Origin of the sequence: Acidovorax sp. (assembly GCF_034519795.1) — a bacterium.
GTDB lineage: Bacteria > Pseudomonadota > Gammaproteobacteria > Burkholderiales > Burkholderiaceae_C > Acidovorax.
Window position 1 is genome coordinate 353,390 of sequence record NZ_JAXHOB010000004.1, and the last position, 20,201, is coordinate 373,590.

The 20,201-nt window shown below is 61.1% G+C and carries 19 protein-coding genes; 15 read left to right on the top strand and 4 right to left on the bottom strand.

Annotated elements, in window-relative coordinates:
- The first annotated feature begins 18 nt into the window (after positions 1-18).
- The 7 genes from U5N23_RS05430 to U5N23_RS05460 are packed head-to-tail and all read left to right on the top strand — an operon-like array spanning position 19 to position 10,064.
- Positions 19-3,075: a class I SAM-dependent DNA methyltransferase gene (locus U5N23_RS05430; protein WP_322591793.1), complete on the top strand. Its 3,057-nt coding sequence runs from the start codon at positions 19-21 to the stop codon at positions 3,073-3,075.
- Positions 3,076-3,135: 60 nt separating this feature from the next.
- Entirely contained in the window at positions 3,136-4,320 is a 1,185-nt protein-coding gene (locus U5N23_RS05435) for an ATP-binding protein (protein WP_322591794.1), read from the top strand.
- A complete protein-coding gene (locus tag U5N23_RS05440; RefSeq protein ID WP_322591795.1) occupies positions 4,317-4,838 on the top strand; it encodes a hypothetical protein in 522 nt (173 codons plus the stop codon). The genes U5N23_RS05435 and U5N23_RS05440 overlap by 4 nt, the downstream gene beginning before the upstream one ends.
- Positions 4,839-4,884: 46 nt before the next feature.
- Positions 4,885-5,712, top strand: coding sequence for a proteasome-type protease (locus U5N23_RS05445; RefSeq protein WP_322591796.1), 828 nt, complete (start codon positions 4,885-4,887; stop codon positions 5,710-5,712).
- 33 nt (positions 5,713-5,745) lie between these two features.
- Positions 5,746-6,549: an alpha/beta hydrolase gene (locus tag U5N23_RS05450; RefSeq protein ID WP_322591797.1), complete on the top strand. Its 804-nt coding sequence runs from the start codon at positions 5,746-5,748 to the stop codon at positions 6,547-6,549.
- 9 nt (positions 6,550-6,558) lie between these two features.
- Positions 6,559-8,352, top strand: coding sequence for an ATP-binding protein (locus tag U5N23_RS05455; RefSeq protein WP_322591798.1), 1,794 nt, complete (start codon positions 6,559-6,561; stop codon positions 8,350-8,352).
- Between the two features lie 5 nt (positions 8,353-8,357).
- Complete coding sequence (locus U5N23_RS05460) at positions 8,358-10,064, top strand: putative bifunctional diguanylate cyclase/phosphodiesterase (RefSeq protein ID WP_322591799.1); 1,707 nt, start codon at positions 8,358-8,360, stop codon at positions 10,062-10,064.
- Here the strand turns inward: U5N23_RS05460 and U5N23_RS05465 are convergent.
- The 4 genes from U5N23_RS05465 to U5N23_RS05480 form a co-directional block, all read right to left on the bottom strand.
- A complete protein-coding gene (locus tag U5N23_RS05465) occupies positions 10,061-10,897 on the bottom strand; it encodes an undecaprenyl-diphosphate phosphatase (RefSeq protein WP_322591800.1) in 837 nt (278 codons plus the stop codon). The two genes, U5N23_RS05460 and U5N23_RS05465, sit on opposite strands and share 4 nt — an antisense overlap.
- A gap of 64 nt (positions 10,898-10,961) precedes the next feature.
- Complete coding sequence (locus tag U5N23_RS05470) at positions 10,962-12,197, bottom strand: ABC transporter permease (protein ID WP_322591801.1); 1,236 nt, start codon at positions 12,195-12,197, stop codon at positions 10,962-10,964.
- Positions 12,194-12,898 (bottom strand): ABC transporter ATP-binding protein, encoded by a 705-nt coding sequence (locus tag U5N23_RS05475; RefSeq protein WP_322591802.1) that lies wholly within the window; start codon positions 12,896-12,898, stop codon positions 12,194-12,196. The genes U5N23_RS05470 and U5N23_RS05475 overlap by 4 nt, the downstream gene beginning before the upstream one ends.
- Positions 12,898-14,172, bottom strand: coding sequence for an efflux RND transporter periplasmic adaptor subunit (locus U5N23_RS05480; protein WP_322591803.1), 1,275 nt, complete (start codon positions 14,170-14,172; stop codon positions 12,898-12,900). The genes U5N23_RS05475 and U5N23_RS05480 overlap by 1 nt, the downstream gene beginning before the upstream one ends.
- A gap of 241 nt (positions 14,173-14,413) precedes the next feature.
- Between U5N23_RS05480 and U5N23_RS05485 the strand changes: the two genes are divergently transcribed.
- Genes U5N23_RS05485 through U5N23_RS05520 form a run of 8 tightly spaced genes read left to right on the top strand, consistent with a single transcriptional unit; the run spans position 14,414 to position 20,077 of the window.
- Positions 14,414-14,938, top strand: a complete 525-nt coding sequence (locus U5N23_RS05485) for a DUF6622 family protein (RefSeq protein WP_322591804.1) — start codon at positions 14,414-14,416, stop codon at positions 14,936-14,938.
- A 12-nt stretch (positions 14,939-14,950) separates the two neighbouring features.
- Positions 14,951-15,748 (top strand): MipA/OmpV family protein, encoded by a 798-nt coding sequence (locus U5N23_RS05490; protein WP_322591805.1) that lies wholly within the window; start codon positions 14,951-14,953, stop codon positions 15,746-15,748.
- Positions 15,738-16,385: a DUF2306 domain-containing protein gene (locus U5N23_RS05495; protein WP_322591806.1), complete on the top strand. Its 648-nt coding sequence runs from the start codon at positions 15,738-15,740 to the stop codon at positions 16,383-16,385. Before U5N23_RS05490 ends, U5N23_RS05495 begins: the two co-directional genes overlap by 11 nt.
- Before the next feature lie 7 nt (positions 16,386-16,392).
- Positions 16,393-16,815 (top strand): DUF2306 domain-containing protein, encoded by a 423-nt coding sequence (locus tag U5N23_RS05500; protein WP_322591807.1) that lies wholly within the window; start codon positions 16,393-16,395, stop codon positions 16,813-16,815.
- Positions 16,812-17,864, top strand: a complete 1,053-nt coding sequence (locus U5N23_RS05505; RefSeq protein WP_322591808.1) for a sensor histidine kinase — start codon at positions 16,812-16,814, stop codon at positions 17,862-17,864. The genes U5N23_RS05500 and U5N23_RS05505 overlap by 4 nt, the downstream gene beginning before the upstream one ends.
- Entirely contained in the window at positions 17,861-18,703 is an 843-nt protein-coding gene (locus U5N23_RS05510) for a LytTR family DNA-binding domain-containing protein (RefSeq protein ID WP_322591809.1), read from the top strand. Before U5N23_RS05505 ends, U5N23_RS05510 begins: the two co-directional genes overlap by 4 nt.
- 25 nt (positions 18,704-18,728) lie before the next feature.
- Positions 18,729-19,439 carry a transporter substrate-binding domain-containing protein gene (locus U5N23_RS05515; protein WP_322591810.1) on the top strand — a complete coding sequence of 237 codons (711 nt, stop codon included), beginning with the start codon at positions 18,729-18,731 and terminating at the stop codon, positions 19,437-19,439.
- 38 nt (positions 19,440-19,477) lie between these two features.
- Entirely contained in the window at positions 19,478-20,077 is a 600-nt protein-coding gene (locus U5N23_RS05520) for a hypothetical protein (protein WP_322591811.1), read from the top strand.
- Positions 20,078-20,201: the final 124 nt, after the last annotated feature.

Genomic DNA, 20,201 nt, shown 5'->3' on the forward strand with positions numbered 1-20,201 from the left:
GAAAGTCAGGGATACAACATGACGCCGCAAGAATTCATCGCCAAATGGGGCCCCGGCGGCCCTGCCCACGACCTCAACGAGCGCCAAGGCGCACAGCCCCACTTTATGGACCTGTGCCAACTGCTGGGCGTGCCCACCCCCGGCACCGATGGCGAATACCTGTTCGAGCAAGGCACCCTGCTGCTGGGCGAAGCGCGCGGCTTTGCCGACGTGTTCATGCGCAACCACTTCGCCTGGGAAAACAAAGCCCCAGGTCGCAACCTGGATGCCGCACTCAAGCAACTACTCACCTACAGCCTGGCTCTGGACAACCCACCGCTGCTGGTGGTTTGCGATAGGTTGACCATCCGCATACATACCCAGTTCAATGGCCACCCCAGCGAAGTCCATACCGTGCTTCTCGCCGAACTGGAGCAGCCTGAGAAACAAGCCTTGCTGCGCCGCTTGTGGTCCGACCCCGAGAGCTTTCGCCCCAAGAAAACCAGCCGCGACATCACCGAAGCGGCCGCCAAGAGCTTTGCCACCCTGGCCGAAGGCCTGCGCAAGCGCGGCCCCGGCACCGATGAGCATGCCGACGAAGTAGCCCACTTTTTGACGCAATGCCTGTTCTGCTTCTTTGCGGAAGACGTGGGCCTGCTCCCCGGCCGCATGTTTGAAGGCCTAGTCAATAACAAGCAACTCACCGCAGACCGACTCAGCCAAGGACTGACCAACCTGTTCACGGTGATGCGCAAAGGCGGCCTGTATGGCAACGACGACATTCCGTGGTTCAACGGTGGTCTGTTCAAAAAGGTAAAAGTGCCCACGCTGACCATCATGGAAGTGACCGAGTTGCGCAACGCCGCATCGCTCAACTGGTCGGCCATCGACGTCTCCATCTTCGGCACCCTGTTTGAACGGGGGTTGGACCCTGCCAAGCGCAGCCAATTAGGCGCTCACTACACCGACCCGGCCACCATCCTGCGCATTGTGGAGCCCGTGCTGACCCGCCCTCTGCTACAAAAATGGGAGCTGGTTGCGCAAGGAATACGGGCGCTAATGGCCAAAAGTGTCAAAAGGAACGATAAGCACCACCGCACCGCCCAAGCCCAGTTTGTGCAGTGGCTGGAGCAGCTCAGCGCCTACCGCGTGCTGGACCCGGCCTGCGGCAGTGGCAACTTCCTGTTTTTAGGCCTCAAGGCCTTGAAAGACATAGAGCACAAAAGCCACCTGGATGCCGCCAACCTTGGGCTGGACCGGCAGGCCGACTTGGTGACCGGCCCGCACAACGTGCTGGGCATCGAGCTCAACGAATACGCCGCCGAGCTGGCGCGGGTGACGGTGTGGATTGGCGAGCTGCAATGGCGCATCGAGCATGGCTACGACTTCAAAACCAACCCCGTGCTGGAGCCGCTGGACCACATTGAGTGCCGCGATGCGCTGCTGGTCTTCTCCGACTCCGGGGCAGTGGGTGGGGCGGACGCCGGGGGCTCATACGGCCCTGAAGGCGCCGCCAAATCGCCCCCAGCATCCGCCCCACCCCCTGCCCCTAACCCCGTTGCCTCTGAAGCGCCATGGCCCAAAGCCAGTGTGGTGATTGGGAACCCGCCGTTTTTGGGCGATCGCAAAATGATCCGTGAGCTGGGCGAGGCCTACACCGTGACGCTCCGAAAGGTATACGCCGATAGGGTGCCCGGTGGCGCCGACTTGGTGTGCTATTGGTTTGAAAAATCGCGCAAGGCCATCGAAGCCAATGGCTTGGGTGCTGCGGGGCTGGTGTCTACCAACTCCATACGTGGCGGAGCCAACCGCAAGGTACTGGATGCCATCGGCGAAACCACCCGCATATTTGAGGCCTGGGGCGACGAGGGCTGGGTGAACGACGGTGCAGCCGTGCGGGTGTCGTTGGTGGCGTTTGGCCACGCCGACCAACCCGCACGGCTAGACGGTGCGCCTGTGGCAGCCATTGCTGCGGATTTGAGCGCCCAAGACTCGGCAGGCAGCGGCGACCTGACCACCGCCGCCAAACTTTCGGCCAACGCGGGCGCCTCGTTCATTGGCACCCAGAAGAACGGCCCGTTTGATGTGCCACGGGACACGGCCGTTGCTTGGCTTGTGCAGCCAAACCCCCATGGCCAATCGAACGCGCAGGTGCTGCGGCCGTGGGCAAATGGCTTGAGCGTCACCCGCCGCCCAGAGAACCTATGGGTTATCGACTTCGACAAAATGTCTGAATCCGACGCGAGTCTTTTTGAGCTGCCTTTTGCTCATGCTGCACTTCACGTGAAGCCAACACGGCTAGAGCTTAGACGTGACTGGCATCGCTTGCATTGGTGGTGCCATGGCGATCCTCGCCCAGCGATGAAGTTGGCGCTTGCGGAGATTCCTCGGCAAATCGTTTCACCGCGTGTATCCAAGCACCGTGTGTTTGCTTGGTTTTGTAGCGCGGTGCTGCCCGACAGCGCCGTGGTCGCCATCGCCCGCGCCGACGACACCACCTTCGGCATCCTGCACAGCCGCTTCCACGAACTCTGGTCGCTGCGCATGGGCACATCGCTGGAAGACAGGCCGCGCTACACCCCCACCACCTGCTTCGAAACCTTCCCCTTCCCTGAGGGCCTCACGCCTGCCGACACCGCCCACCAGCGCACCGAGGTGCTGCCCGGTGGCGCTGTCATTCCAGCAGGGCTTTCTGAGTCAAATATGTCTCTAGCGCAGGCGGAATATGCGCAAGCAGCTCCTAAAAATGTAGCGACCGCTATTGCCCAAGCCGCCAAGCGCCTGAATGACTTGCGCGACAACTGGCTCAATCCGCCCGAGTGGACCGAGCGCCTTCCCGAGGTGGTGCCGCTGGGTATGACTGCCAGCCCTTACCCCGACCGCATAGTCCCCAAACCCGGCTTTGAGAAAGATCTCGCTCAACGCACGCTCACCAAACTTTACAACCAGCGCCCGGCTTGGTTGCACGCAGCCCACGAGGCGTTGGACGCAGCCGTGGCCGCTGCATACGGTTGGACTGACTACACCGCCACGATGCCCGATGAAGATATTCTGAAACGCCTGCTGGCCCTAAACTTGGCGCGCTCAAAGCCCTAAAAAGCAGAGTTAAACCAACTTTTGCACGAATTTTTGTTCAAAAAATGATTTAATAGAGAAATGCTACATAGTTTCGCCTTCTCCAATTTCCAGTCTTTCCGCGAGCGCACCGAGGTTTCCTGGCAGGTAGACCAGCGCAATGCGTCATCTGGCTGGTCTATGTACTCAGCCACCGGGGAGCGCCTGAATACGGTCATGGCGGTTATTGGCCCTAACGCCAGTGGGAAGACAGGCTTACTCAAACCCATGGCGTTCGTGCACTGGTTTGTGGCGCAATCTTTCCACACGGAACCCTCGGCGTTATTGCCATTCAGCTCCCATCCTGCCACTGCTGATGAAGCCACTGAGTTCGAGGCGGAGATCGACTTCGACGGCCAACTCTGGCGTTACACCCTGCGTGCCACACCACAACGTGTGTTGCATGAAGCTTTGTACGTAAAGCGTCAGCGAATGAGCTATGTGTTTATTCGCAATTGGGATGAAGCCCAGCAGGCCTACACCGTGAAGCAGCAGGATTTCGGGTTTGCGCCTTCAGAGGCCGTGAAAGTGCGCCCCAATGCTTCGCTGATCTCCACTGCAGCACAGTATGGTGTTCCGCTGGCATTGCGCATGGTAGAGCCCTATGTGTGCAGCAACATCCACCAATACGGGCGCGTAGTTCAAGATCGGAACCAGCTCCTTGCCGCGGCCCAGTTGTTTGCCAATCATGATGCGCACCGCGCGGCCATGACCGAGCTCTTGTCGCGCTGGGATTTGGGTTTAAATGATGTGCAATTGAGGGAATTTGAAGTCACAGGCCCTGACAACACCCAGAAAAAGCTATGGCGCCCTTACGGCTTTCACAAAATGCAGGATGGCACCAGTTTCGCACTGGACTTTGCGCAGGAATCCAGTGGCACGCAAGGTGCATTCATTTTGCTGTCGCGGCTTTTGCCCGTACTGGAGGCCGGTGGCTTGGCAGTCATTGACGAGTTCGAAAACGACTTGCACCCCCACATGTTGGAGCCGATTTTGGATCTGTTCGCCAACCCACAAACCAATCCGCACAAGGCCCAACTGCTGTTCACCTGCCATGCCATGGAGGTGCTGAACCTACTGCACAAATCGCAGGTGGTTTTGGTGGAGAAGAACGAGTTCAACGAGAGCAGCGCTTGGCGTCTAGATAGTGTGGAAGGCATTCGCAGCGACCACAACTACTATGCAAAGTACATGGCCGGCGCTTATGGTGCTGTGCCTCACCTATGAAACCCTCGCAAGGGCTGCGACGCAGTGTCGCCCGCACCGTACTTGTGGTGGGGGAAGGCCAATCTGAAGAGCTTTTTCTGAGGCATCTTTGTAGCCTGTATCAACAACGGGGCAGCGGCGTTCGTATCACCATCAAAAATGCGCGGGGCAAAGGCGCGCAACATGTGGTGGACTACGCCATCCGCCAATCACGCAACGCGGACTTCGACGAACGTGTTGCGCTGCTGGACACGGATGTGGGATGGAACGCAACGACTCAAAACATGGCACGAAAGGGCCGTATTGAAGTCCTGCAAGCGACGCCTTGCCTGGAGGCAGTCTTGTTGCAGATTCACGGGTACCCTGTAGAAAACCGGACCACGGCGCAACTGAAGCAAGCTTTTGAAGCGGCATTCGGTGCGTCTGCCTCGGCATCGAATGTCTTCGCGCAGCATTTCAATGCAAAGGAAGTTGAGGCGGCTCGTACACGCCTGCCGGTTTTGGGGCGATTACTGACACTGCTACAGACCGGGAAGTAACGACGCCCACCGATACACTCTAGCTTTACGCCTTTCAGAACAAAAAATGACCTACTGCGTCGCTCTCAAACTCAACGCCGGCCTGGTATTCCTGTCCGACTCCCGCACCAACGCCGGGCTGGACCAGATCAGCACCTTCCGCAAGATGATCGTGTACGAAAAGCCGAACGATCGTTTCATGGTGCTGCTCTCGGCCGGCAACCTCAGCATCTCGCAAAGCGTGCGGGAAATTTTGCAGGTCGAAAAGCTCAAGGACCACGAAGAAGACGAAGGCATCACCATCTGGAATGCCAAGAGCATGTTCGACGCCGCCCGCGTGCTGGGCTCGGCGATTCGCCGGGTGCAAGAGCGTGATGGCGCGGCGCTCAACGCGGCTGGCGTGGACTTCAATGTGTCAGTCATCTTTGGCGGGCAGATTCAGGGCGAGGCGATGCGCCTGTTCCAGGTGTACTCCGCTGGCAACTTCATTGAAGCCACGCTAGAAACGCCCTACTTCCAGATTGGCGAATCCAAGTACGGCAAGCCGGTGCTGGACCGCGTGATCACCCCCCACACTCCGTTGGACGAAGCCGCGAAATGCGCGTTGGTGTCTATGGATTCCACCCTCAAATCCAACCTCTCCGTGGGCTTGCCGCTGGACATGGTGGTGTACGAAGTCAATACTTTTCAGACCGACAAAGTGGTCTGTATTGACGAGCACAACCCCTACTTTCAGCTGCTGCACAACAGCTGGGGCCAAAAGCTGCGCGAGGTCTTCGATAGCTTGGAAGACCCCATGTGGAACGGCGGCGCCACCGAAGTACCGCTTCTGGTACCCAGTCAACGCAGCCAGCCGCTGAAAAAAATCACCAACCCCGACGAAAAGTTAATCTAGGCCTCTGCTCTGCGGCCACGCTGCACCGTCACCATGTCCACCATCGTTTTTTCACACGCCAACAGCTTCGGCGCCAGTACCTACAAGGTGCTATTCAAAAGCCTACGTGCGCGCGGCTTTCAGGTGAAAGCAATCGACAAATATGGCCACAGCCCTGAATACCCGGTCAGCAACAACTGGCCCCATGTGGTGCAGCAGCTGGTGGATTTCACGCAAAAAATTGTGGAGAAAAGCGGAGAACCCGTCTGGCTAGTTGGTCACTCGCTGGGCGGTTTCTTAAGCCTGATGGCCGCAGCACGCCACCCCGAGCTGGCCTGCGGCGTGGTGCTGATCGACTCGCCCATCCTGGGCGGCTGGCGCTCCAAAGCTCTGGGGCTGGCCAAAACCACCCAGTTGGTGGGCTCCATCTCGCCGGGCGCCGTCAGCCGGAAGCGGCGCAACAGCTGGCCTACGATCGACGATGCGTTGGCGCACTTTCGCCACAAGAAAGCCTTTGCCCGCTGGGACCCCGAAGTGCTACTCGACTACGTAACCCATGGCACCGTGGAACACGACGGCAAGCGTGTACTCGCCTTTGACCGTGACGTGGAAACCGCGTTCTACAACACCTTGCCCGACAACCTCGACCGGCTGCTGGCGCGCCACCCGGTCCGATGCCCGGTAACCTTCATCGGGGGCAACGCGTCGGAAGAAATGAAGCAGGTCGGCATGGCGATGACCGAAAAGGTCACCGCAGGGCGTACCATGATGCTGGACGGCACCCACCTCTTTCCGATGGAAAAGCCTCTTGCCACCGCAGCCGCCATCGAGGCCGCGCTGCGCAACATGACCCACTGAGCCGCACCTATGCCCAACTCACTGCAAGCGCAACTGGACCGATCTCACGAACAGTTCCAAGCTTTGCAGGCGAAGAACCGGTTACTGCAGGCGGAACTCGAAGAGCAGCAAACCCTGGCCAGCCAATGGCTGGCCCAGCGCACTGAAGAACTCCAGCGAGAGGCTCTGGAGCAAAAGAAGGCCGAAACCCTGCAACGGGTTTTCTACCAAATTGCCGAGCGCTCCACTGCCGGCTTGTCGTTTTATGACTTTCTGAAAGCGGTACACGGCCTGCTGGAAGAGCTGCTCTACGCCAAGAATTTCTACGTCTGCCTGTGCAAGCCCAACGGCACCCATGTCGACTTTCCCTACTATGTCGACGAAAAAGACGGCGACACCATGCAGTGCAACGACGTGCCGCGCTGCAACGGCATGACCGAATTCGTCATGCGCAGCAACGCACCGCAGCGCATTGATGGCGAGCGCATGCGCGTGCTACAACAATCTGGTGAAATCACCCAAGCCGCTGGCGACCTGACATTCACCACCTGGCTGGGCGTTCCCATGCAAATGCATGGTGCCTCGGGCGGAATGTTGGCAGTACAAGCCTACGAGCCCGGTGTGCCGGCCTACTCCGAGGCCGACGCCGACATCTTGGGATTTGTCGCCAACCACGTGAGCGCGGCGATTGAGCGCTACCAGGCCATTGAAGAAGTGCGCAAGTCGGAAGCACGCTACCGCTCGGTGATTGAGAACGTCGGTGTGGGAGTGGCCGTGGCACAAGACGGCCTTTTGGTGTTTGTGAACCCCAGCATGGTTAACATCGTGGGGCATCCAGCGGAGTTTTTGCTCAACCGCCCCCTCACAGCCGCCATCCACCCGGACGACGCCGGCAAAGTCGCAGACCGCCACCACGCCCGCTTGCGCGGCGAAAATGTAGAGTCCAACTACAACTTTCGTATCATCACCCAAACGGGCGAAGTACGCACCCTGGATCTTTCCGTCGTTTCCATTCAATGGAGCAATCGCGAAGCGACGCTGCTATTTGTGGTGGACATTACCGCCCGCGTGGAGGCCGAGAAAAACCAGCGCCATGCCTTGCAGCAGCAAACTGCGCTCAACGACATGAAGGCCCGCTTCATCACCATGGCCTCGCACGAGTTCCGCACGCCGCTGGCCACCATCCACGGCTCGGTCGAGCTGCTGCAGCACTACCAAGACCGCATGCCGGCAGACAAAAAGGCAGCCACGCTACAGCGAATCGACGATGCCGTCGCGCGCATGACCCACATGCTGGAGAACGTGCTTGTGATTGGTCGAACCGATGCCGGGCGCCTCGAATTCAGGCCCCGTGCACTGAGCGTCACTGCGTTTTGCAATAGCCTGGTAGACGAGGTGCGCAGCGCGATGGCGCGCCAGGTGGCGCATATCCGGCTGACGCTGGACTTCCCCCCTGCCGAGCATATGTACCTGCTGGACGAGGCATTGATTCGCAATATCGTTGGCAACCTGCTCTCTAACGCAATCAAATACTCGCCCAATGGCGGCGAGGTGCTTTTCTCCATCGCACCGGAAGGGGAGCAATTGGTGCTCACCGTGTCAGACCAAGGCATTGGCATTCCCAAGGCGGACCAGACGCAACTCTTTGTCAGTTTCCACCGCGCCAGCAACGTGGGCCCCATTGCAGGCACCGGGCTGGGCTTGTCGATTGTGAAAGAGGCCGTGGTCTGCCACCAGGGCAGCATCACGGTCACCAGCGATGTAGGACAGGGCAGCCGCTTTACCGTGCTGCTGCCCACACAAGCGTGTAGTCCCGAGGTTTGAAAGCAATGAACATCCTGATAGTCGAAGACGAGCCCTCGCTGCGCGAAAACCTGCAGTGGATGCTGGAGCTGGAGGGCTACCAGGTGACTGCGGCCTGCAATGGCGCCGAGGCCTTGGTGCGGGCCCGCAACGAGCGCCCCGACCTGGTGTTGACCGATGTGATGATGCCGGAGATGGACGGCTATGCTCTGGTGCGGGCCCTGCGGGAAGACGCGCAACTGGCCGCCGTGCCCATCATCATGCTGACGGCCAAGGCTGACCGGGTGGATGTGCGTTCGGCCATGAACTTGGGCGCCGACGACTACCTCACCAAGCCCTGCCGGCGCGACGAATTGCTGGAGGCGATTCAGGCCAGGCTGCTGCGCAGCAGCAACTTGGAACAAGCGGCGCAGCGCTTGCACCAAGAAGCCCGCCAGGCCATGCAGATCGACACCCTGACCTCACTGCCCGGACGCGACCTGTTCGAACAGCGGATTGAAGCCGCGCTGCAGCAGCAAAGCAGCGTGGCCCTGGTGTGTCTGGGCCTGGACGGGTTTGCCAAGATCAATGAATCACTGGGCACCAGCATCGGCGACCTGGTGCTACGCGAAGTCGGCAAACGGCTCAACATCTACAGCGCGCACTGGGAGTCGCCCACCGCGTACGACAGCGTAAGCCGGATTGGGGGCGATGAATTCGCCCTGTGCATGGGTGGGCTGGCGGGTGAAGACGCCTTGGAACTGCGCGCCTCTGAGCTGCTGCGCCGCTTGGCCGCGCCCTACCAAGTGGGTGGGCACACGCTGTTTCTCACCGCCAGCGCCGGCGCCAGCCTCTACCCCAGCCAGGCCGATAGCGCCCACGCTTTGATGCTCAACGCAGAGTCGGCGCTGCACCACGCCAAACCGTCGGGCCCCGGGAGCTACCTGATATTTGACCCCGCCATGAACCGCCAGGTGGCGCGCTCGCTGCACATCCACAACGAACTGCACCGCGCCTTAGCCCAGGGCGACCTCCAAGTCTTTTACCAACCCCAGGTTCAAATCACCACAGGCAAGTTGGTCGGGTTTGAAGCCCTGCTGCGCTGGCAACATGCCACGCTGGGCTGGATATCGCCCGCCGAGTTCATCCCAGTGGCAGAGCAAAGCGGCATCATTGTGCAAATTGGCCAGTGGGTGATGCACACCGCCGCTGCGCAAGCAGCACAGTGGCTGGCCGAAGGCCACCAAGACTTCCGCATGGCGGTGAACCTGTCGGTGCGGCAGTTTGCGGGCAAAGACCTGCCGCTGCTGGTGCAAGAAGTGTTGCGCAACACCGGCCTGCCACCGCATATGCTGGAGTTGGAAGTGACCGAGAGCATGGCCTTACAAAGCGTGGCCTCGACGCTGGGTACGCTGCACGCCTGCAAGACGCTGGGTGTGAAGCTGGCCATGGACGACTTTGGCACTGGCTACTCCAGCCTGGCCTACCTCAAGCGCTACCCGCTAGACGCGCTGAAGATTGACCAAGCCTTTGTGCGCAACATCACGCAAGACTTGGGCGACGCCGCCATCACCCGCGCCATCGTGGCGATGGCGCACAGCTTTGGCATGACGGTGATTGCCGAGGGCGTAGAAACCGTGGATCAGTTGGAGTTTTTAAAGTCTCTGGGCTGCGAAGACTTTCAGGGCTACCTGTTCAGCAAGCCGGTGCCGGCAGACGAAGCGGTGTTGTGCTTTGCGGGCTATCAGGGCTAGGCTCCAGCCCAAACCACCTGCCCGCTCCAGGCGGTAAGCAACACCACGATGCCAAAGGCAATGCGGTAGTAAGCGAAACCGACAAAGCTGTGGGTGGAAATAAATTTGAGCAACCAGCGCACGCACAGCCAGGCGCTCAAGAACGAAAACACCAAGCCCACCGCAAACATCGGCAAGTCGGCCATCGACAACAGTGCACGGTCTTTGTACAGGCTGTACACGCCCGCGCCAACCAACGTGGGAATGGCCAAGAAGAACGAAAAATCCGTCGCCGTCTTGCGTGACAGACCCAACAACATGCCGCCGATGATGGTGGCGCCACTGCGGCTGGTGCCGGGCACCATGGCCAGGCACTGCACCAGCCCCACTTTGAGCGCATCCAGAGGGCTCATGTCGTCCACATCGTGCACGGTGACTGCGTTGTCGCCCGCAGCTTGGCGCCGCTCCGCCCACAGGATGATGAAGCCACCCACGATGAAGGTGGTGGCGACCACAGCAGGCGTGAACAAGTTCGCCTTGATCGCCTTGCCAAACAACAGGCCCAGCACCACGGCGGGGAGGAAGCCGATCAGCACATTGAGGGCAAACTTTTGGGCATTGCGTTGGGTGGGCAGGGCCAACACGGTATCGCGAATTTTCTGCCAATACACCATGATCACCGCAAAGATCGCGCCGGTCTGAATGGCGATGTCAAACACCTTGGCTTTCTCGTCATCAAAGCCCAGCAAGGCGCCGGCGAGGATCAGGTGACCGGTGCTGGAAATCGGCAAGAACTCGGTCAGCCCTTCGACCACGCCCATGACAGCAGCCTTGATCAGCAATGCAATATCCAAAATACACTCCAAAATATGAACAAATAGGCCTCTAGCCCTTGTATTATCTGCGCGAACAGCTCACTTATTCATAGCGCAACGCCTGAATCGGCAACAATTGGGACGCCCGCCGCGCCGGGTAGTAGCCAAAGAACACCCCCACCACGCCCGAGAACCCCACCGCCAGCAGCACCGCCCCGGCGCTCAATGACACCTGCCAGCCGGCAAAGTGCCCCACGGCCCAGGTCGCCAGCGCGCCCAGCAACACACCCACCGCGCCGCCCAACACGCTCAGCGTCACGGCTTCAATCAAAAACTGCGCCAAGATATCGCGCCCCCGCGCGCCCACCGCCATGCGCAGGCCAATCTCCCGCGTGCGCTCGGTCACGCTGACCAACATGATGTTCATGATGCCGATACCGCCGATCACCAGACTGATGCCCGCCACCGCCGCCAGCAGCAGTGTCATGACCCGGCTGGACTCTTCCTGCGCTTGCAAAATTTCGGTCAGGTTGCGGACCGTAAAAGGATCGTCGCCCCCCTCCAATACCTTGAAGCGCTGGCGCAGCAAGTCTTTGATGTTCTCCTCCACCTGCTTCATGTCCTGACCATCGCGCACCTTCACGCTGATGGCCCCCACCCGCTTCAGGCGGCTGGTCGCGTCCCCGCCCCAAATGCGGTTGCGCAAGGTGCCCAGCGGGATCATCACCACGTCGTCCTGGTCCTGCCCCATAGAGTTTTGCCCTTTGGGGGCCAGCACACCGATCACGGTAATGGGAATATTGCGCACGCGCAGTACCTGATCCACCGGGTCTTGCTCGCCAAACAGTTCACGCGCCACCGTGGCGCCAATCCATCCCACCTTGGCAGACCCCGCCAACTCGGCCACGTCAAACGTGCGGCCGCTGGCCAGCGGCCAATCACGCGCCTCCAGGTAATCGTTGTTGACTCCAATGATGCTGCTACCCCAGTTGCTGTTGCCAAACACAAGCTGGCCTGAGGTTCGGGATGTGGGCGCTGCCACTTGCACCTCGGGGATTTCCAGTGCAATCGCCAGTGCGTCTTCTTCAGTCAGGCGCTGGCGCGTTTGCGCCCCCAGCCGCACGCCGGCCTGCGACACGCCACCGGGCAGCACCAGCATGATGTTGGAGCCTAAGCCCTTCATCTGCTCCTGTACCCGCACCGTGGCGCCTTGCCCCACCGCCACCATGGTGATCACCGCCGCCACGCCAATAATGATGCCCAGCATGGTGAGCAGGCTGCGCAAGGTGTTGGCAGACAGGGAGCGCAATGCACTACGCAGGGCAGCGAACAGATTCATTCGGTTCCACCTGCCCGAACGGGTATTTGCGTCAGGTCTTCCACCATCAGCCCGTCCTTGAACACCAGCCGGCGCCGTGCCCAAGCGGCAATATCCGCTTCGTGCGTGACCAACACCACGGTCATGCCTTGCTGGTTGAGCTCGGTGAGTAACTGCATGATGTCTTCGCTGGTGTGGGAGTCCAGCGCACCCGTGGGTTCGTCGGCCAGTATCAGTTGCGGCTGGTTCACCAGCGCGCGCGCAATCGCCACACGCTGCTGCTGCCCGCCCGACAACTCGGCCGGTGTGTGGTGCAGCCGCTCGCCCAGACCCACGCGCTCCAGCGCCCGCTGCGCGCGCGCACGCCGCTGCGCAGCAGTCACCCCGGCATAGACCATGGGCAACTCTACGTTTTCCAGTGCGCTGGTGCGCGGCAGCAGGTTGAACTGCTGGAACACAAAACCAATGCGCTGGTTGCGAATCGCCGCCAGCGCATCGGCCGAGAGCGACTGCACGGCCTCTCCCGCCAGCGTGTAACTCCCGGTACTGGGCTGATCCAGACAACCCAGGATGTTCATCAAGGTGGACTTGCCTGAGCCCGAGGCGCCCATGATGGCCACCATCTCGCCTTGCGCAATCTCCAGCGACACGCCGCGCAGCGCGTGCACCGTCTGCCCGCCCATGGCGTAACTCTTGGTCAGTTCGTGCGCAGCAATCAGCATCAAAACAGCGAGCGAGGCCCAGAACGAGCAGGCTTGGTTGAGCCCGTACTGGCGGTCCCCACAATGACTTCACTGCCTTCGACCAGCGCCGCTTGGGAGTCCCCGCCATCGACTATTTCGGTCGTGCTGCCGTCAGACACGCCGATGCGCACAGCCCATGCCTGCGGCTTGCCATCGGCCCCCACGGTGTACACACGGCCCTTGCCTGGGCCCCGGCTGCCGCCAGCGGCCTCCACCCCGTCAATCCGCATACGCAGCGCCGCGTTGGGCACCATCAGCACCTGTTCGCGCTGTACCGTCACCACCCGCACATTGGCCGTCATGCCGGGCAACAATTTTCCGCCCTCGTTGGAAAACCCAATGATCGCCACATAGGTCACCACGTTGGCCACATTGGTGGCCGCCTTGCGCACTTGGCGAATCTCGCCCTGAAAGGTCTGGCCCGGAAACGCGTCCACGGTGAAACTGGCCTTTTGCCCGGCCTGGAGCCGCCCCACATCGCTTTCGTCGATCGCCGCTTCCACCTGCATATCGGACAGATTCTTCGCGATGACAAACAACTCGGGCGATTGCAGGCTGCTGGCCACCGTCTGGCCGCGCTCAATCGCGCGCTTGATGACGATGCCGTTGACCGGCGAGGTGATGCGGGTGCGCGCTAAGTCAATGCGCGCCTGGGCCAAGGCCGCTTCGCGTTGGGCCACATTGGCTTGCGCGGTTTTGACCTGCGCCTGCGCCACACCCACTTGCGCCCGCACTGCCTTCAGTGCCTCGGTGCTGGTATTGACCAGCGCACGGGCCTTGTCGGCTTCGCTCTGGGTAATGAACTGCTTTTCCACCAAGCTTTGCTTGCGTTCCCAGTCGCGGGTGGCTTCGTCCAGATCGACTTGCGCGCGCGACACCTGGGTTTGTGCCGCAATGCCGTTGGCCTGCGCTGTCAACACGGCGGCGCGCGCAGCCTCTACATCGGCCTGGGCGCTGCGCACCCGGTACTCAAAGGTTTCCGGGTCAATCAGCGCGATCAACTGCCCGGCCTTGACCTCCGCATTGAAGTCCACCAGCACCTCGCGAATTTGCCCGCTGACCTGGGTACCCACGCTCACCTGCGCCACCGGGCTCACAGCGCCACTGGCCGCCACGGTGGCCTGCAAATTGCCGCGCGTCACAGCCGCGGTGCGGTAAGCCACGGGCGCAGGCCCACTGAGCTGCCACCAGCCTACGCCTCCCGCCACCAGCAATACCAGCACGGCCACAAACCCCAAGCTACGTCGTTTCATGGCACCGATTCTAGGAAGTCACCCAGCACCCTGCGGGTGTACCGGGTCATTCCACGCTGGTGCGATGCACCGCCTGCGCCTTAGAGACTGCATTTGGCGCCAGATTGTTCGCGTTTCGTCGCAAACACATAGGCAAGCCCTATGGCCACGGGCACATTCACACCATCGCCCCGTTTACCCACCCCATTGCGAGCTTATTGCTATGCCACCAACCCCTACGCCGACATTGCTGTCCCACCCCTTGATCGCCAGTACCCCCGTCTGGGTGTGGCCGCTTTTTCTCGTGCTGTTGGCCTTTGGCCTGCGCCAAACGCTGCGCCAGCGCGCCACGATACGCCGCGTCAGCATCGTGCCTGTCGTCCTCACTGGCCTGTCGATGTACGGCACACTGTCCGCTTGGAACAGCGATGCCCAGGCCATCGTGAGCTGGTTGCTGGCGCTGGTGGTGTCGGCCACCTGGGTGGGTCGCCGCCCCCTGCCACGTGGCACGCAGTTCGATCTGGCCCAGCAAACCTTCTCGCTGCCCGGCAGTTGGGTGCCACTGGCGCTGATGATGGGTATCTTCTTCACCAAGTACGCCCTAGGCGCCATGGGCGCACTAAACCCCACGCTGCTGAACAGCCTGCCGGTCATGCTCGTGGCCAGCGCCCTCTACGGCCTGTGCAGCGGCATCTTTTTAGGCCGGGCCGCCCGTCTGTGGCGCCTGGCTTCCCATACCGACGCGCAATGGCACCATGGCACCAGCGCGCACGCAACTGCAACCTAAGGAATACCCCCCATGAAACAACTGCTTTCGTACCTCGTTGTCACCTCCGTTTTGTGGGGTGCGGCGCAAACCGCCACCGCGCAGTCCTTTGACTCGGTGCAACTGCGCCACGCGGCTCCCGGCGTGGACGGCGGCACCGTCGGACTGGCCGCCGCGTCGACTCCCAAATACCTCGGCAGCGACGAGCGCAGCACCCAGCTCTTCCCAAGCATCAGCTACCAATGGGCCAACGGCTGGTTTGCCGGGCTGGACAACGGCATTGGTTACAACTTTTCTCGCAACCCAGCGCTTCATTACGGCCTGCGCCTGACCGCCGACCTGGGGCGCCAAAGCGGTGACCTGGTAGCGCTGCGCGGTATGGGCGATGTCGACGCCAAGCCCGAACTCGGGGGATTTGTGACCTACGCACCCGCCGAGGGGCTGGCGCTGACCGGCTCTGTGCGTTGGGGCTCCGGTCAGAACAGCAATGGCGCTGTGGTCGACCTTGGCGCGGGCTACTCCGTGGCACTTGCTCGCCAATGGCGTCTGGGCACCCAGCTCAGCGCCACCTTGGCAGACAGCCAGCACATGCAAAGTTATTTTGGCGTAGACGCCTTGCAAGCAGCGCGCAGCGGCTATGCGGTCTACACACCAGACGCTGGCCTGCGCGACGCGCGTTTGGGGCTTTCGCTCACCTACGTCATCAACCCACGCATCTTTGTCACCGCCGTGGTCTCGGGCAGCGCGTTGGGCGAGGCCGCGAAAAACAGCCCCGTCGCCCGCAGCAGCAATGCCAACACGGTCGTACTGGTTCTCAGCCATGCGTTCTGATACAAGCCTCACCGGACCCCACTACACCGCTGGGCAGTGGGTGGTCTGGTCCACACTGATGTTGCTGGCTCTGGGGGTATCGGGCTACACCCTGTGGCTGCTACTGGGCAGCGCACGACCAGACTTTGCGGCTGCACTGTTCGCCCGCCACCCGCTAGGCGCGGTGGTGCACATGGTATGCAGCCCGGTGGCGCTGGTAGCCGGGGCCCTGCAGGTCAACCGCAGCATCCGCACCCGCCACCTGGTGCTGCACCGCTGGTTGGGGCGCCTGTATGTGCTGGCGGTGCTGCTGGCCGGCAGCAGTGGCCTGGCTCTGGCCTTGGGCTCCTTTGGTGGCCCTATCACCCACTGGGGCTTTGGCCTGATGGCGGTGTTGTGGCTGGGCAGCACCGGTCTGGGTTTTATGGCTATGCGCCGCGGTGAACGCGAGCTCCACCGCGAATGGATGATCCGCAGCTACGCCATGACGCTGGCCGCCGTCACTCTGCGGATTTACGTGCCCCTCACACAGATCGCCGGCCTGCCGTTTGAAGACGCCTACCGCGCCATTGCCTGGCTATGCTGGGTGCCCAACCTGTTGCTGGCCGAGTACCTGATCCGCCGTCGGCTGCGCGCAACCGCCGTTCCGGCCCTCTAGGCATACCGTGCAACTCACTCCCGTCATCACCCTGCATTTGAGTGCAGCTCTGGCTGCACTGGCCATTGGCCCCATCGCACTCTGGGCGCGCAAAGGTACCACCCAGCGTCCCCGGCTGCACCGATGGGCCGGCTACACCTGGGCCACGCTGATGGTGGTCACGGCCGTCTCCGCTATGTTCATTCGCGATTTCAAGCTGCCCAACATCGCCGGCTACACGCCGATTCACCTGCTGGTGCCCTATACCTTGTTCGCTCTGTGTGGCGCGTTTTGGTTCTTGGCCCGCAAAAACATTCAGGGCCATCGCAAGACCATGCAGCAGCTCTACATAGGTGCCTGCGTCATCGCCGGGGCGTTTACCCTATTTCCGGACCGCTACCTGGGGCAGATGGTGTGGGGCCAGTGGCTCGCGGCATACTTGCCAGGATGAAACCCCGACAATCCAACGCGCTGGGCGACGGTCTGTGGAAGACCCTGGTGCTCAATACCACCATTGCCATCGGTATCTCCTTGTTTGGGGACTACGGGTTCTGGGGCAACTTGGTGTATTCCCATTGCATCGGTCTGTCCATAGGCGGATTCATTGACCTTGGGCGCTATCTCTTCATCCGCTCCTGGTCTTTGCACAGGCGCCGCCTGGTCGCCGTCGTGCCTGCGGGCGTTGTGCTGGGGTTTTTCTTTGGCAATTTTGTCGCTGACCTGTTGCTGGGGGGCGGTGCGATTCACTACTGGGTCGTCTCGCCCAGCAAAGCCTGGGGCATGCTGTTTATGAGTTTGGTGGCCGGCACTTTGCTGACCCACGAATTTGTCAGCCGCGAGATTTTGGCCAAAGAGCGCGAGAACGCCGAAGCAGCGCGCCGCCAGGCCAGTGAAGCGCAGCTGCGCTTGCTGGAAGCCCAGCTAGAGCCGCACATGCTGTTCAACACCTTGGCCAATTTGCGCGCCCTCATCACACTGGACCCGCCGCGCGCCCAGACCATGCTGGACCACATGATTGCCTACCTGCGCGCGACCCTGAGCGCGTCCCGGGCCGATGGGGGCAGGCCCCACACGCTAGAAGATGAGTTCGCCCGCTTGCAAGACTATTTGGAGCTGATGACGATTCGCATGGGGCCACGCCTGCAATTCACATTGGACTTGCCCGAGGCCCTACGCAGCCAACCCGTACCACCCTTGCTGCTGCAGCCCTTGGTAGAGAACAGCATCCAACACGGGCTAGAACCCAAGGTCGCAGGCGGCAGCATCCGGGTCAGCGCCGCCCGCTTGGGCGAAATGCTGGCACTGGAAGTGGCGGACACCGGCCTGGGCTACCCCGACGCACCGGACCAAGCCACCGCACCCCACACCGGCCGTGGCTTTGGCCTGCAGCAAGTACGTGACCGCTTGCAAACTGCCTTCGGCGCCCTGGGCGCTCTCAAAATAGTAGCTACTCCCGCAGAAGGTACAAGGGCTAGCATCACATTTCCCTTAAAAACATGAGCATGCCAACGGCCCTGATTGCCGAAGACGAACCTCTGCTGGCGCAGGCGCTACAGGCCGAACTGGCGCAGGCCTGGCCCGCGCTTCAGATTGTCCGCACCGTGGGCGACGGCCTGTCGGCGGTGGCCGCCGCACTGGAGCTGCAGCCCGATGTGCTGTTCTTTGACATCCGCATGCCTGGCCTGGATGGGCTGGACGCTGCGGTCGAGCTGGCCGACCGTTGGCCCTCGCCGCACGGTGCGGCCCCGGCAGAGGTGCGCCCGTTTCCGGCCCTCGTGCTGGTCACCGCTTACGACCAGTACGCCGTGCAAGCCTTTGAGGCGCAGGCGCTGGACTACCTACTCAAACCGGTACAAGCCCCGCGCTTGCAAAAGACCGTCGCCAAACTGCAGCAGGCATTGGCGCTGCGCGCGCGCCAGTCGGCCGCAGCGCAGGCCGACACGCAACTGGAAGCCACGCTGTCGCAGCTACGCGGCCTACTTGCACCGCCCCACACGACAGCGCCCGCGAGCCCCACACTTCAGGTGCTGCAAGCCAGCGTGGGCACCGCCATTCGCATGGTCCCGCTGGCGGAGGTTGTCTACTTGGAGGCCGCCGACAAGTACGTGCGCGTACTCACGCGCGACCACGAATACCTGCTGCGCACGCCGCTCAAAGACCTGCTGCCGCAACTGGACACTGCAGTTTTCTGGCAAGTACACCGCAGCACGGCGGTGCGTGCCGATTGCATCAACATGGTGACCCGCGACGACGCGGGTCGCCTGCACTTGACCTTACACCACAGAAGTGAAAAACTCTCCGTCAGTCGGCTGTACGCCCACCGCTTCAAAGCGATGTAGGCGCTGACACGACCAGGGAGGAACCATGACTTTGATCCGCACCGCCGCGCTGGCGGTGGCCGTGCTGTGTGTTGGACTAAGAACCGCCGCCGCCGCGCCGCCACTCGTCTTCGCCATTCCGCCGGAAGACCGACTCAGTGTGACCATGGCCCAGCGCGTACTGACCACAGCCTACCAAGCGCTGGGACAAGAAATTCTGTTCACCAAACTGCCCCCGCGTCGTGGCGTCCAACTGGCCAACGAAGCAGACGGTGTAGGCGTGGCCGTCACGCCAGAGCTGGCGCCCACCCTGACCCGCATTGACGTGCCAATCGCCTACGAAGAAGCTGCGGTGTACGCCACCCGGCGCGACATCGTGCCCAACGGCTATGCGTCGCTGCAGCCCTACCTGATTGGCCACATTGCCGGCATTGGCTATCTGGAAGCCAAATTCAAGGGCATGCGCACCGAGACCGCCAGCACCGTGGAAACCCTGTTTCGGAAACTGGAACAGGGCCGCACCGACGTCGCGGTCGACTCGCGCTTCAACAGCTGCGTCATCAAACAACAGGGGCTACACAACGTAGTGCTGCTGCAGCCGTCTTTGGAAAGTGCCCCGGGTTTTCATTTCCTGCACCAGCGACACGCAGACCTGATTCCGCGCATCACCGCCACACTACAACGCATGGCTGCCGACGGCAGCATCAAGAAGATTCAAGCCCAAGCCCTCAAGGAATACCGCGCCCTGTGCGACTGAGCGCAGCGGGTGTACAGTGCCGCACAAGGAGACCTTGTATGACCCTGCGCTACACCAACGTAACCGACGTATTGCCAGAGACCAAGATGCGGATCTACCCCACCAAGGTGATCAATATCATTGGCGGGCCGGGCTGCGACAAATCGTTGATTTCGTCGGCCATCATTCTCAACTTGCACCTGCACAACAAGACGGTTGAAACCATCCCCGACTTTGCCAAGTCGCTGGTCTGGCAACAAAACTTTGAAGTGCTCAAAAACCAGTATTTCATCGCGCAGCGCCAGTATGAAATGCTGAACTTGTTGGACGGCCAGGTGCAGTTTCTGATCACCGAATGCTCGCTTCCGCAGGTCCTCTACTACAACGAAAACTACGCGGCCAACATCTGCGACGTGCGCAAAACACGCGCGCAAATCTTGGAGTGGTACGGCCAGCACGACAACATCAACATCTTTGTAGAGCGCGGCGACAAAAAATACGTCCACACCGGCCGCTTCCAAAACGAAGAGCAAGCCCGGGCGGTAGATCAAGGCCTGCGCGCCCTGATGGTCCAAGAAGGACTGAGCTACACCGCACTGGCACCCAATGTCGAAACCATCAATGCATTTGTACAAACACTGCTGGCGCCCACGCACTAGCAATGTGCATGTGCAGCATTAAAGGCACTCTTACGAGGCAAACATACCCCCAAGCTCCCGCTTTTGGGAGTAATGAATTTCATATAACATTAGTTGTGTGAATGAAAGAAAACCTAAGTGTTTG